The 13,008-nt window shown below is 61.7% G+C and carries 11 protein-coding genes and 4 pseudogenes; 5 read left to right on the plus strand and 10 right to left on the minus strand.

Features of this window, described 5'->3' with window-relative positions; genetic code table 11:
• Positions 1-1,494: pseudogene (locus tag PXJ20_RS20725) on the minus strand (hypothetical protein); the annotation flags it as partial.
• Here PXJ20_RS20725 and PXJ20_RS20730 point away from each other — a divergent pair.
• On the plus strand, positions 1,427-2,107 hold the full coding sequence (locus tag PXJ20_RS20730; RefSeq protein WP_421057435.1) for a hypothetical protein: 681 nt from the start codon (positions 1,427-1,429) through the stop codon (positions 2,105-2,107). The pseudogene PXJ20_RS20725 and the gene PXJ20_RS20730 overlap by 68 nt on opposite strands.
• On the opposite strand, the pseudogene PXJ20_RS20735 reads toward PXJ20_RS20730, so the two are convergent.
• Positions 2,032-3,279: pseudogene (locus PXJ20_RS20735) on the minus strand (ESPR-type extended signal peptide-containing protein); the annotation flags it as partial. The gene PXJ20_RS20730 and the pseudogene PXJ20_RS20735 sit on opposite strands and share 76 nt — an antisense overlap.
• Before the next feature lie 837 nt (positions 3,280-4,116).
• Positions 4,117-4,899 (minus strand): EAL domain-containing protein, encoded by a 783-nt coding sequence (locus tag PXJ20_RS20740; protein ID WP_421032584.1) that lies wholly within the window; start codon positions 4,897-4,899, stop codon positions 4,117-4,119.
• 422 nt (positions 4,900-5,321) lie between these two features.
• Here PXJ20_RS20740 and PXJ20_RS20745 point away from each other — a divergent pair, with 422 nt between their 5' ends.
• The 3 genes from PXJ20_RS20745 to PXJ20_RS20755 are packed head-to-tail and all read left to right on the plus strand — an operon-like array spanning position 5,322 to position 8,056.
• Complete coding sequence (locus PXJ20_RS20745; RefSeq protein WP_413215902.1) at positions 5,322-5,900, plus strand: recombinase family protein; 579 nt, start codon at positions 5,322-5,324, stop codon at positions 5,898-5,900.
• A 50-nt stretch (positions 5,901-5,950) separates the two neighbouring features.
• Positions 5,951-6,682 carry an aquaporin Z gene (gene aqpZ, locus PXJ20_RS20750; RefSeq protein WP_421032585.1) on the plus strand — a complete coding sequence of 244 codons (732 nt, stop codon included), beginning with the start codon at positions 5,951-5,953 and terminating at the stop codon, positions 6,680-6,682.
• A 9-nt stretch (positions 6,683-6,691) separates the two neighbouring features.
• Entirely contained in the window at positions 6,692-8,056 is a 1,365-nt protein-coding gene (locus PXJ20_RS20755; RefSeq protein ID WP_421057436.1) for a galactosyl transferase GMA12/MNN10 domain protein, read from the plus strand.
• A gap of 54 nt (positions 8,057-8,110) precedes the next feature.
• Here PXJ20_RS20755 and PXJ20_RS20760 read toward each other — a convergent pair whose 3' ends face one another.
• From PXJ20_RS20760 to PXJ20_RS20785, 6 genes and pseudogenes are all read right to left on the minus strand, one after another.
• Positions 8,111-8,365, minus strand: a complete 255-nt coding sequence (locus tag PXJ20_RS20760; RefSeq protein ID WP_421031017.1) for a hypothetical protein — start codon at positions 8,363-8,365, stop codon at positions 8,111-8,113.
• 289 nt (positions 8,366-8,654) lie between these two features.
• Positions 8,655-9,221, minus strand: a complete 567-nt coding sequence (locus PXJ20_RS20765; RefSeq protein ID WP_017777581.1) for a recombinase family protein — start codon at positions 9,219-9,221, stop codon at positions 8,655-8,657.
• Positions 9,222-9,347: 126 nt separating this feature from the next.
• Positions 9,348-9,518 (minus strand): annotated as a pseudogene (locus PXJ20_RS20770) (IS3 family transposase); the annotation flags it as partial.
• Between the two features lie 58 nt (positions 9,519-9,576).
• Positions 9,577-9,969 (minus strand): nuclear transport factor 2 family protein, encoded by a 393-nt coding sequence (locus PXJ20_RS20775; protein ID WP_421031018.1) that lies wholly within the window; start codon positions 9,967-9,969, stop codon positions 9,577-9,579.
• 16 nt (positions 9,970-9,985) lie between these two features.
• Entirely contained in the window at positions 9,986-10,885 is a 900-nt protein-coding gene (locus PXJ20_RS20780) for a twin-arginine translocation signal domain-containing protein (RefSeq protein ID WP_421031019.1), read from the minus strand.
• A gap of 39 nt (positions 10,886-10,924) precedes the next feature.
• Entirely contained in the window at positions 10,925-11,563 is a 639-nt protein-coding gene (locus tag PXJ20_RS20785; protein ID WP_421031020.1) for a DsbA family protein, read from the minus strand.
• An 80-nt stretch (positions 11,564-11,643) separates the two neighbouring features.
• Between PXJ20_RS20785 and PXJ20_RS20790 the strand changes: the two genes are divergently transcribed.
• Entirely contained in the window at positions 11,644-12,582 is a 939-nt protein-coding gene (locus tag PXJ20_RS20790; RefSeq protein ID WP_421031021.1) for a LysR family transcriptional regulator, read from the plus strand.
• 121 nt (positions 12,583-12,703) lie between these two features.
• On the opposite strand, the pseudogene PXJ20_RS20795 reads toward PXJ20_RS20790, so the two are convergent.
• Positions 12,704-12,898, minus strand: a pseudogene (locus PXJ20_RS20795) (transposase domain-containing protein); the annotation flags it as partial.
• Between the last annotated feature and the right edge of the window lie 110 nt (positions 12,899-13,008).

Consider the following 13,008-nt stretch of genomic DNA (forward strand, 5'->3'; position numbering starts at 1 on the left):
TGCCACGGCATCCGCCCCCGCCGCGTTCGCGTTGTTGCCCACAGCTACACCGGCCGCCCCCGCTGCCGTCGCACCCGTGCCTGCGGCGAGCGCGTTCACGCCCGTGGCCCCGTCGTTGTTGTAGTTGGCCTGCTGCGTGCCGTTGTCGTTGACGCTGTAGTAGTGCGTCCTGCTCGCCGAGATCGCCGTGGAGAGCGAAGTCGTTGCTGTCGAACTCGATGTCGAGAGCGACGTCACCGAGCTGTTCGTGGTCGAAAGGCCGGTGGAGAGCGAGCTTGCCGCGGTCGAGGTGGAGGTGGAGAGCGATGCGATATTGCTGGTCGCCGTCGACAACCCCGTGGACAGCGAACTGGCGGTAGTCGAGGTAGACGTTGAGAGCGATGTCACGCTGCTGTTCGTACTCGACAGACCCGTTGAGAGCGAGCTGACGCCAGTCGAAAGCGAACTCACGCCTGTGGACAGTGAACTGGCGGTGGTCGAGCTCGACGTCGAGAGCGACGTCACCGAGCTGTTCGTGCTGGAGAGACCGGTCGAAAGCGAGCTTGCCGTGGTCGACGTCGAGGTGGACAGCGATGCGATGTTGCTGGTCGCCGTCGACAGACCCGTGGAAAGCGAGCTTGCCGTGGTGGACGTGGACGTCGACAGCGAATTCACCGCCTGGTTCGTGGCATACAGCTGGGAGCCGTTGATTGCATCTGTGCTTGACGCGGCTACGCGACCTGCGGCCACGTTGGAGATCTGGCGCTCGTTGCCCGGGCTACCTACGCTGACCACGCTGGTTGGCGCTGTGCCAGCAAACGAGTAGAACTTGCCGCCGATCGTGGTGCCCGAGGTGGCCGCTGGTGAGCCCGTCACCGAACCCGATCCCAGCGCAACATCGTCCGGATTGGCGGCGGTGGCCGACGAACCCAGCGCTACGCCGCCCGTACTGGCTGCAGTCGAAGCGTTCCCTATGGACACCGCGCCCGTGCCGGCGGCCATGTTGGCTTCGCCGAGCGCCACCGCCCCCTGAGCACTCGCCGTGTTGGAGTCCCCGATGGCGAGTGCGCCGTTGCCGCTGGCCGCGTTGTTCGCGCCCAGCGCCACCGCGCCTGTGCCGGTGGCCGAATTCGGATCGCCGATCGCCACCGCGCCATTGCCGCTCGCGGTCTGCTGGTTACCGATCGCCACCGCACTGCCGCCCGTGGCCAGCGACTGCGAACCCATCGCCACCGAACCCACCCCAGCCGACGACGAAGCGGTGCTGCTGTCGCCGATCGCCACCGTCGAAGCGGCCAGTGCATTTGCACCAAAACCTACAGCGGTAGCGTTCGCACCGGACGCCGACGCGGCCACGCCCGCGGCCATCGAGTTCGCACCCGTGGCGCCATCGTTGTTGTAGTTGGCCTGCTGCGTGCCGTTATCGTTGACGCTGTAGTAGTGCGTCTTGCTCGCCGAAATCGCGGTCGACAGCGAAGTCGTTGCCGTCGAGCTCGACGTCGAGAGCGACGTCACCGAACTCGTCGTGGTCGAGAGTCCCGTCGAAAGCGAACTGGCCGTGGTCGACGTCGAGGTGGACAGCGACGCGATGCTGCTGGTCGCCGTCGACAGCCCCGTCGAGAGCGAACTCACGCCAGTGGAAAGCGAACTGGCGGCCGTGGAAGTCGACGTGGACAGTGAACTCACGCCCGTGGACAGTGAACTCGCCGTGGTCGAGGTGGACGTCGAGAGTGACGTCACACTGCTGTTCGTGCTCGACAGCCCCGTCGAGAGCGAACTCACGCCGGTGGAAAGCGAACTGGCGGCCGTGGAAGTCGACGTGGACAGTGAACTCACGCCTGTGGAGAGTGAACTCGCCGTGGTCGAGGTGGACGTCGAAAGCGACGTCACACTACTGTTCGTGCTCGACAGCCCCGTCGAGAGCGAACTGACTCCCGTGGAAAGCGAACTGGCCGTGGTCGACGTGGACGTCGAAAGCGAACTCACACCTGTGGACAGCGAGCTGATGCCGGTCGATGTCGAGGTCGACAGGCTACCGACCGCCTGGTTCGTCGCATACAGCTGGCTGCCGTTGACCGCGTCGGTACTTGTCGCAGTGATCTGGCCAGCTGCCACGTTCGTGATCTGACGCTCTGCTCCAGCCGCGCCAACGCTCACCACGCTCGATGGATTCGTCCCAGCGTAGCTATACGTGACACCGCCAATGGTACCGGTCGAAGTCGGGTTGGCCGATGCAGTCACCGAACCTGATCCCAATGCCACATCATTCGCATTGCTCGCCGTCGCGCCAGACCCCAGTGCGACCGAACCGCCTCCGGCTGCTGTAGACGCGTTTCCAAGACTTGCTGATCCGGTCCCCGTAGCCACATTCGAATTGCCAATTGCAACAGCGCCCTGACCAGACGACGTGTTATTGGCCCCCACCGCTACCGCACCAGTCCCAGTTGCCGAGTTCGGATCACCAATAGCTACGGCCCCATTCCCTGAGGCAGTTTGTGTATTCCCGATGGCCACCGCCCCTGTGCCACTTGATACCGTCGAGTTGTAGCCAATAGCTGTTGCCCCTAAACCAGCGCCTGACGCAACTATGCTGCCGCTACCCATCGCAATCGACGAAGTCGCACTTGCCGTGGTCGAAACGCCGATAGCAAGCGCGCCATTCGCCGAAGCGGTCGTCGATACCCCAATTGCACTCGCGTTAGTTGCGCTTGCGGTCGAACTGGAGCCAATAGCAACCGAAGCCTGCCCGCTAGCAGTCGATGAACTGCCAAGAGCTGTCGCATTTTGCGCGGACGCTGTCGAATTTGAGCCAATCGCACTCGAGTAATCACCCGCCCCCAAAGCGTCGTGGCCCATCGCAACAGCATAGTTTCCCGACGCAGTGGCATTTGGGCCGGTCGCCGTTGCATATAGATTTGCATACGAAGCAAACCCTAATGCAACAGCCCCGGAGTTCGCAGCAGTTGCGAAAGAACCAAAGAGCGTAACACCCTTAAAATTCCCCCCGTTAGCGCTGCATCCCGCGACGTTCGAGTAAGCCCCATTTCCATCGACAGGTGCTGTACCCGCTGGATACGTCGTTCCATCAGGCATGGACCCTGCGACTGTATTACACGCGGATCCACTACTGAACGTATAAACGCCAGCATGAACTGAATGAATCGAGCCCAACAAGATCGCCCCGACCACCAGTTTGCTGGCGCTGGATTTGCAGCCCTTTCCATGAGAGGCCTGAAGCTCCGAAACAGCGACCCACGCACCTGCGGATTCGCTCCAAATCGTTCTGAATACTTTATTCACCTCTCCCCCCTCAACATTTTAAGGCTGCAGCAAGTTCTGAATTTTTAATTCAGTAGTACAAATTATTTTTACTCAAAATTCATTCTTATTAAATAAATTCTGACTCACCGATCTTCACAATCTTGAATACCGAAACAAATAAATTACGAATCCAGCAAACACGGATATATCGAGTCTGGAACAAACGGGCCGTCGCTGGGGCCATTGCATCGGTGCCTAATGGTGGAATCGCGGCTTCTGACGGCGCCCCCTCCGCACCGCAGATAAATTGTGTTCATGCATATCTGACCTGGTTAATGTGCCTTCTTGTTCTTTTCACCCCAACCGGATCAGCCATGCATAATTAGGATCACGCATGCCTGACAGAGAGATCAGCTCCCTTCCGCTAGTTCTCCATGAACCATGGCACGCATACCTCGCCCGTGAACACAACCCACCTCGACGAGATGGTCAATCAGTGAGGCGACGTTGCAAGCGCCCTGTGGGTCAACGGCGACGTGTACCTCGTAGCATCGCCGGTACACCTGCGTTGTCGCAGCCTCCGGCCCATAAAGCCCGGATGAAAGACCAACGTCATATGCGCTGACCACAAGCTCGTAATGCTCGACGACGTATTCGGCGATCAGCGCGTGTACCGACCTCCGGAACCACTCCACCCGAGTCCGCAGCCCGTCCCGGTCGGCTCCCGACTGCCCGGTGCCACTGTTCGCCAAAGAGGAAATTCCGGCCAGCACGGTGGCCAGCGTTCGGACCCCCAGGTCGGCCCGGCTATACGTTTCGGATAACTGAATTGACTTCCATTCACGTGAAGCCATCGTTCGTGTCGATGCACCCATGTCAGATCTCCCCGCCCGCTTGCCCGGCTGTTGCCGTCCTGTCCACATGACCCTGCTTCACGCTGGCCTGTGACTCATCAAGCAGACGGCCCTGCGCCCATTTCGCGCCGCATTCGCGCGCATGCGTCAGGTCATCCTGCTGCTCGACTCCTTCCACGACCACTTCCCCGGCCAGTTCGGATGCGAGCCGCACAAGGCGCGCGAGACGCGCCAGGTAGGTTTCGCCGCGCCGCGCGGCGGCAACGAATGACCCATCGATCTTGATGATGTCCGGTGTCTGGATACGGATGGCTGTCTCGACGCCATAGCCCACGCCGAAATCGTCGATCGCCACACGACAGCCGGCCTGCCGGAGGCGTTGTGCGAAGCGCCGGCCCTGCCCGGCGTCCAGCGGCGCGGTTTCGGTGATTTCCACAACGAGCCGCGTGGCAACGTCCGGGGCGCGCTCAACCAGATGAAGCATGGCTTCCCATGCGATGTCGGCCACCGCACTCTGGGCCGAGACGTTGATGCCCAGCCGGACTTCAGGCATGGATCGCAGCAGCGTAATGGCCTGTCTGAACACGTGCCGGTCAAAGGCGCCAATGAGCTGGAGACGCTCAAGCGACGGAATGAACTGGACCGGACGCAACTGACGCCCATGGGAATTGATTACCGTGGAAAGACATTCGCAATACAGAACGGCATCGCCGCCGACGATGCTGCGCACCGGTTCGCGACGCAGCAACACGCGTGCATCGCGCATCGCACCGAACACCTCCGCTGCCACATCCATGTCGTTCATCTTTTTCTCCAAACCAGCATCACCTGTAATCAGGGTTGTATTTGAAGCACTGCATTGATGCTCTTTGAGTGGTGCAAAAAGGTTCCTTTGTGCCAAATTGGTAAAAAAAATCCTGATGCGGCTCAAAGGCCCGTGGAATAAGGAGCCTGTTGAGCGCTGGAAGGGGTGGACAAAAAGGAACCTTTTTGTCCAGTAGAATGCAGGCCATCTTGCAATGTCTGACAATTGCCCTGTAAGCGGCAATACTTTCCACAAGGAGACCTAATGACGGTTTCGTCGCAGGGTTGCGGCAAAGGTCCGCCCCCTCCAGTCGCTTATCCATCACTTGTGCAATGTGCGTTTTCAGGGCTGACGTGTTCTCCGCATCTGTCCTTCGATTCGTGTTCGTCCGCTGCAAGCTTTCTGTATTCGTGGGGGCTATCATGAAGGCGGGCTACGCGCGTGTATCCACCGAGGAGCAGAATCTTGCCCTCCAGCAGGACGCCTTGCGGCGGGCGGGTTGCGATACGTTGTTTACCGACCGCGGTGTGTCGGGGACCGACTTCAGCCGTCCAGGGCTCGACCGTGCCCTCGCGAAGCTTTCCGCAGGCGACTCACTCGTGGTCTGGAGGCTCGACCGGCTTGGCCGCTCGATCGGCAAGCTCATTGACCTCATCGCCTGGCTCGGGCGTCACGGCATCGGATTTGTTTCGTTATCCGAATCGATTGATACAACTTCTGCAGGCGGAGTGCTGATGTTCCACATGATGGCGGCTCTCTCTGAATTCGAGCACCACCTGATCAGCGAGCGAACCCGCGCGGGCATTCTCGCGGCGCGCGCACGGGGCCGCACGATAGGCCGCAAGCCGTCGCTCACGGATGCCCAGCGCAGCCAGGCCATCGCGCTGCTGGAAACCACACCTATCGGGGAAGTGGCGCGCCGTTTCAACGTGCACCCGCGCACCGTCAAGCGCGCACTGCAACCCCATGCCGGCACGACGCAACGCGTGGGCGGCGACTGATCACCGACCAAACACGCAGCAACACTCCCTCAACCCCAAAGGAGAACGACATGCCGTTATCCCGACGTCTTGCAGCAGAACTATTCGGCACCTTCTGGCTTGTGTTCGGCGGCTGTGGCAGCGCGGTATTGGCGGCAGCCTTTCCAGGACTCGGCATCGGATTTGCCGGCGTGTCGCTGGCATTTGGACTGACCGTGCTGACCATGGCCTTCGCCATCGGCCATATATCCGGCTGCCACCTGAATCCCGCCGTCAGTGTGGGACTGTGCGTGGCGGGCCGCTTTCCGGTGCGCGATCTGCTGCCCTACGTCGGCGCCCAGCTCGTGGGCGCCGTGCTTGGCGCGGCGGTGCTGTGGTTCATTGCATCGGGTCACCCCGGCTTCGACGCGGTAGCAAGCGGCTTTGCGTCGAACGGATACGGCGACCGCTCGCCGGGGCATTTCTCCATGGCCGCAGCGTTCCTCTGCGAGGGGGTCATGACCGCGTTCTTTCTGTTCGTCATTCTCGGCGCCACGGACGCTCGCGGCGCCGGCCCGTTCGCGCCCATCGCCATCGGGCTGTGCCTCACGCTGATTCACCTCGTGTCGATCCCTGTGACGAACACCTCCGTCAACCCCGCCCGTTCAACCGCGCCTGCGCTCTTTGCCGGTCCCGCCGCACTCGACCAGCTCTGGCTGTTCTGGACCGCGCCGCTCGCCGGCGCCATCGTCGCCGGGCTGATCTACCCGCTCGTGGCCGACACGTGGTCCGGTCGCGCACGCACGGGCATGGGGCGCGCCTGACCCATGTCGATGCGCCCCCCGCCAGTGCCCGTTCCCCAACCCGCCCACGCGGGTTCCGCCGAAGTCACCGTCATTTCGTGCTTCGCGGAAGCCGCACCGGCGAGTCTCGAGAATCACCGGCACTACGCATTCGCGCACGGCTACCGGCATTGCTGGATCGACATGAGCAGCGGTCCGAGGGGGCCGCAGCTTCAGGCGCTGCACCGCTACGAATGCCTGCTGGCCGCGCTGGACGCGGCAGCAGAAAACCACCTCGTGCTGCTGCTCACGGAGAACGCCGCCGTCGTCTGGCCCGTTGCGCTATCCCGCCTGATGGAGGGCCGGGACCGTCTGCTCGTGGCCACGTCCCCTGACTGCGTGCAGCACAACGTGCAGGTATGGCGCAATACGCCCGCGGCCCGCGCGTGCGTGCGCGGGCTCGCGGCACAATGCCGGCTGGGCGGCGAAGCCTTCGTCAGCGAGAGCCAGCTGCTCGACGCCGTGCCCGCGTTACCGTGGTACGAAACCATCGACGGCGTGTATGCGGTCATGCCGGCGGGGCCGAATGTCGATCCGCGCTGGAGCGTGGTGCCGGCGTTCGCGATCAGTCTGGACGCTGCGATGCACTCGCCGCCCGAGCTCGGCATCGTGCCGAGGTTTCGCGACGCCCTGTTCGGCCACATCAATCATTGCCAGCTGCGCGGCGAGGCGTTGTTCGATGCCGCTGCCCTGCCCGGCGACATCGCGCCCATGCCCGAGCGCAGCACGTTCCAGCCCGGCCATCGCGTCGCACTCGTCACGCTCTACACGCCCGATATCGCCTGCTACGGACGGATTGCCGAAGACAGCTTCAGGCGCTACTGCGAGCGTCACGGCTATACGCTGTACGTGCATCGCGACATGCCGCAGGAGGTGGGGCTGCCGGGCACGGGCAACTGGCTCAAGCCGTGGCTGCTGCATGCCTATCTGGCACACCATGAATGGGTGGTCTGGGTGGATGCGGACGTACTCATTGCCGACCACGACCAGCCGCTCGAACCTCTGCTCGCCGAACGCACGCAATGGCTCGCGAAAGACATTGGGCAGTGGCCCTTCAATGCCGGCGTAATGGGCTTCCGGCGTACCGACGCCAATCTCGCGATGCTCACTGCGCTGATGCAGCGCATCGCCGCGCTGCCCGACCGCTCAGGCGTCTATACCGGAAACGGCGACCAGTTCTATTTCATCGAAGTGATGCGTCAGCACAACCTGCTGGACGAAGACCTGATCGACAGCCCGCTGCTGCTCAATACGCCGTGGTTCATGCGCGGCCCACGCAGCTTTATCGTTCATTATTTCGGCATGTGGACACAGATGCGCGCGCTGATGATGGCGCACGACGATCGCCGCAGCTGAGCGAATGCGGCGGCGAATGCAGAGGGACTCCGCCGCCTTGCAGAGAAACACGCATCAACCCGACATCGTGGTCAATCTCAATTCCAGCACGTTTTCGCCGGCCTCCTCCCGGTCCATCCGCAGGACCGACGGCGCTTCGAGTTCGCACGCACCCGTCGAATAGATGCGGCACTCGAGCGCCGACACAGGCAGCGCCGCGTCGATGCGAAGCGTGAAGGATTCAAAGGCATCGAAGCGTATTTCGCCCCACGTGACTTCCCGCCTCGCGAATTCCCGGTCACTGCCGTCCGACCCGACGACGTCGAGCACCGCAACGACCGTATCCGCAGTGAGCGTGCGCGGCTCACCGAAATACCGCGCGGCTCGAAGCTGGAACGTAGAGGAGGCCGAGCAAAACCGGGCCGTCGGATAAGGCAGTATGACTTTCCGTGAGGCGAGGGCTGGCCTGGCGCGGGTTAGCGTCGCTGCCAGAGCCGCACGGTGTGGACAGGGTCACCACGGCTACAGCATGTACAGCGACCCTCGGTCGCTTTGCTTTCTGGCACACCGACATCCATTCTGCCCCGGGGCACCACTCCGCGAGGCTTCGGAACCGCCCTCAATCGGGCTTTCGCAAATGGCGCTGCAGTGTGCTCCGGTGGACGTTGAAGGTCTGGGCGACTACGTTGGCCGAATGGTTCTTGAGAAGAGCACGTGCCTGTTCGCGTTGCGCGGCACTCATTCCTGACGGACGCCCAATGCTGCTGCCCCGCTGACGCGCAGCGGCCATTCCAGCGCGCGTCCGTTCACTGATCAGCCCGCGCTCGAATTCTGCAAGTGCCGCAAGCATGTGGAACGTAAAGCGGCCAGTTGTCGAGCCGGTATCGATGTATTCGCTTAGAGAGACGAGCCGCACCTTTTGCTGCTCCAGATCGACCATGATGCTGGCAAGGTGCTGCAGCGAACGCCCCAATCTGTCCAACCGCCAGACCACCAACGCCCCCCCGCTGGCGACGGCTTCGAATGCCTGGCGCAAGCCGGGCCGGTCGAATCGTGCCCCCGAGATTCCTTTGTCGAAGAAGACCATATTGCATCCATGATCTCTTAAAGCCGTCAGCTGCATGTCCAGATGCTGTTCCTCAGTGGAAACACGGGCATATCCGATTTTTATTTTTTTGAATTGCATTTTTAAAAAATGAATTGGAACGGTAATTTTTTTGGAAAACGCGATTAAATCTATCTTTCTTCAATCTCGTCCCAGACGAGCCGCACACATCGCCCTTCTCGCGCTTGTCCAGGGGGCGTGTAGTGGTCAAGTGATCCCGGACACTGCATTGAGTTTTTCTTCCGCAACGGCCGGCGCCAGTCCGTCATTGAACTGATGCGGCCGTATCCAGTTGTACCGGTGTATCAGGTAATGGCTGATATCCCGGTGTGCTTCCTGCGCCGCCATATACCCCACTGACGGCAGCCATTCCGTCTTCCACAAGGATGTCGCATAGCGAGGCGAGAGATTCACTCCTGACGGTTGTCGAGCTCCGTCAGGGAAGCAGCGCCTGCTGCACGGGGTGGCTGTCGACGTACTGCTCCATGCTCAAGATCTTGCCGTCCTTGAGACAGTACAGGTGCGCGAAGATCGCGGACATAGGCTTTCCGGTTTTGCGGTAGGTGCCGGAATAGACTCCGAAGGCGGCCACACGATCGCCATCGGCCAGATAGGTATGGACTTTGGCGTTATAGCCATCCCATTCCGTTCCCAGCCGCTGAAACACGCCGGAGATGATCTGCTCGGGGCCGATGTAGGTGCCAGCGTAGGGGAAGCCTGCGGCTTCCGTCCACGTGGCATCGGGGGCCAGCACCGAAAGCAGGTTCTTGCCGTTCTCCTCAGACGAGCCTTCGTAGGTCGCTCGGATGATGTCAAGGTTTGTAGTCACGGTTGTATCCCGGAGATCAGCCCCACTTCATTTCCCCCTTGGCTACCTTCGCGCCGATCTGCAATGCCGGAGCAAGGCCGGCGTCCGGGTAGCGCCGGGTCATGGCCGCGATCAGCGCATCACCGTTGGCGGCTTGGACAAGCTCGTCCTCGAAGGCCAGCAGGTATTCGCGGGTGTAGGCCACGGCCGAAGCGTTCAGTGCGCCGTTGACGGCCAGGTGGCCGGGAACAACCGCGGCGAGCTGGCGCGCGGCGATGGCTTCGAGGTTCTTGACCCAGGCGGCGCGAGACGCGGGCGTCGGGGTATCCGCCGTCCACACATGCAGGCCTGAAAAGATCAGTACGCCACCAAACACGGCGTTCAGCGACGGCACCCACAGGTAGCGGCGGTTCTCCAGGCCTTGTGCCTTCACGACCTCGATCACGTTCCCTTCCAGCGTCAGCGACGGACCGTCGAAGGCCTCGGGGAAAACGATATCGGCCAGCTTCTGGGGACCGTTCTCCTTGAGTTGCGGAGCCCAGGTGTCGATCTTCTTTTGCACGTTGGCGCGGATGGCGGCGATGGTGTCGGAGGCGGCGATCACCTTGGCAGCGGGGAACGCGTCCTTGATCGGGCCCAGGCTGAAGTAGTAGTCCGGGTCGCTCTGGCTGATGTAGATGGTGGTCAGTGTCTTGCCGGAGGCCTTGATGGCGTCGGCTACTGCGCGGCCGTCTGACAGCGAAAAGCCGCCGTCGATGAGGATGGCTTCCTTGGTACCGGAGAGCAGCACCGGGGCGCGGAAAAAGCCTTTTTCACCAGCGGGGAAATGCTTCCATTGCAACGGGGTGGCGGCGAGAGCGTTCGCTCCTGCGGAGGAAAGAGCGGCTACTGCGCCGGCGGCTGCAGCGGTTTGAATGAAGTCTCGGCGTGTCATCATGATGCCCTCAGGTAAAAGTCGAAATAAAGAACGAAAACCTCAGGCTGCGACGAATTCCTCGATGAAAGCCTGTGGATTGGGAAACACAGTGCTGGAATGCAATAGCTGGCGCTGACCGCTCGTCTCCAGAATGAAGGTAGGCACTCCACGCGCATTGAACTGGCGCAACAGATCCTGTGCGTTGGCTAAACGTGCGCGGTTGGCCGCGACCAACTCGTCATCGGTTTGCGTCAAGCGCGCGGCGGCCTGTTCGAGACCGATGGCCCTCAACACGGCGTCCAGCGTTTCCAGTCGTGTGATGTCCTGGCCATCGACGTAACGGGCTTTCTGAATGGCCTTGAGGGCTTCCAGTTCACGCTGCGGCGAGATCAGGGCAACGGCCGTTAATGCCAGGGTGGCGGCGCCACTATCGAATCTTTGCTGGCGGTCGGCCAGGACTTTGCTGCGGTAGCGGCCGCTGAAGGGCTGGCCCGTCAGGCGCTCGATGCGCTGGTCGTTGCTCCAGGCATAGGCGGCGAAGCTGTCGTCCATCGAGCGCGCTCCTTCGCCGGAGAACAGGCCGCTGGGCAACAGTTCCACTTCCAGGCCCGGCACATCTTCCAGAGCCGCCACGGCGGCACCCGCGCCATAGCACCAGCCGCACAGCGGGTCAAATACGTAGTACAGCGTCTTGTTCATGACTGATTCCGTTTCAGTGAATGCGCTCATGATAGGGGTCGCGCATTGACAGAAAAAGCCGGATGGAATAGATAGACCGTATGTCAAAAGCAAACAATCCGGTCGAATTAAGTCACGGCAACTTTGCGAATCTCAAGCGGATGGCATACTTCGCGGCCGTCGTGGAAACCGGCAGCTTTACTCGCGCTGCCGAACGCCTGGGCGTGACCAAGGCGGTGGTCAGCCAGCACGTGGCCCGTTTGGAACGTGAGTTCAAGACCACGCTGCTAACACGCACGACCCGCAAGGTCGCACCAACCGACGCAGGCAAGACCTTCTATCAACGCTGCGCCTTGATCCTCAAGGAGGCAGGCGACGCGTTCGATGAACTGGGCGAGGTGTCGGCGCAGCCTTCGGGCGTGTTGCGGCTTACGGCCCCGCTCGACTATGGGATCGTCGCTGTGGTGCCTGCCATCACGGAGTTCACACGGTGCTACCCGCAGTGCAAAGTGGAGGCGGTGCTCAGCGATCAGTCGCTCGACCTGATGTCAGGCCAAATGGAACTGGCCATTCGCGTCGGTTGGCTGACGGATCTGAGCGTGCAGGCCCGTCAGATCGGCTCCTTCAACCAGTTGCTCGTGGCTGCTGCGGCGTTTCAGAAGCAGGCCACACGGCTAAAGGAACCCCGCGACATCGGCCTTCTGCCCTTCGTCGCGAATAAGGCGTTGCGCGACCCCATCCATTGGAGTTTTTCGCTGGATGACCGGGAGCGCCAGAGCGTCGAGGTCAACCCCGCGATCTCACTTGACGCGACGCTGGCGGTTCGCGAGGCAGTACGCCTGGGCGCGGGGCTGTCGGTGCTGCCCGATTTCGCTGTTGCCGAGGACCTGGCGGCCGGCCGACTGGTACAGGTACTGCCGCAGTGGGTGCTCCCACCCGGAGGTATTCACGTGGTGTTTCCGGCAGCCCGGTTCAGGCCAGCGAAGGTGCGGGCATTCGTGGATCTCTTGCAAAAGCGGGCTGGAGGGGGCTGCGGCTAAAATCCCGGACGACCTGGAGGTCGTTCAGGTATTCATACGAAGGCTGCAGCCGGGCAGTGCCCCATCTTCATGCGTTGCCTTGTAAGCGGTCCTTTGACCAAACCCTGCACTGTGACGCGAATTAGGCCGTCGTGTCGCCGTTACGCTGGCCCAACTTCCATGGCAACAGCGCCTCGTAATCATCGGCGCTTCGGGCGTAAGGCAACGCTTTGAACAACTCGGTCAGCTAGCGGTAGGCGTCGACGCCGTTGGCCTTGCACGTCTCGACGAGCGAATAGAGATTGGCACTCGCCTTCGCTCCTCCGGTGGTATCGGCGACCGTGCTCTTCACGACTTGAGCGTCGGGCTCTTATCAACCCGTTGCGGACGGTCGGCGCGCCGCAGCATCTACGGCGGCTTTCAAGGTGGAACGGAACCACCTTACGG

The organism is Paraburkholderia sp. A1RI_3L (assembly GCF_048957895.1).
Classification (GTDB): domain Bacteria; phylum Pseudomonadota; class Gammaproteobacteria; order Burkholderiales; family Burkholderiaceae; genus Paraburkholderia; species Paraburkholderia kururiensis.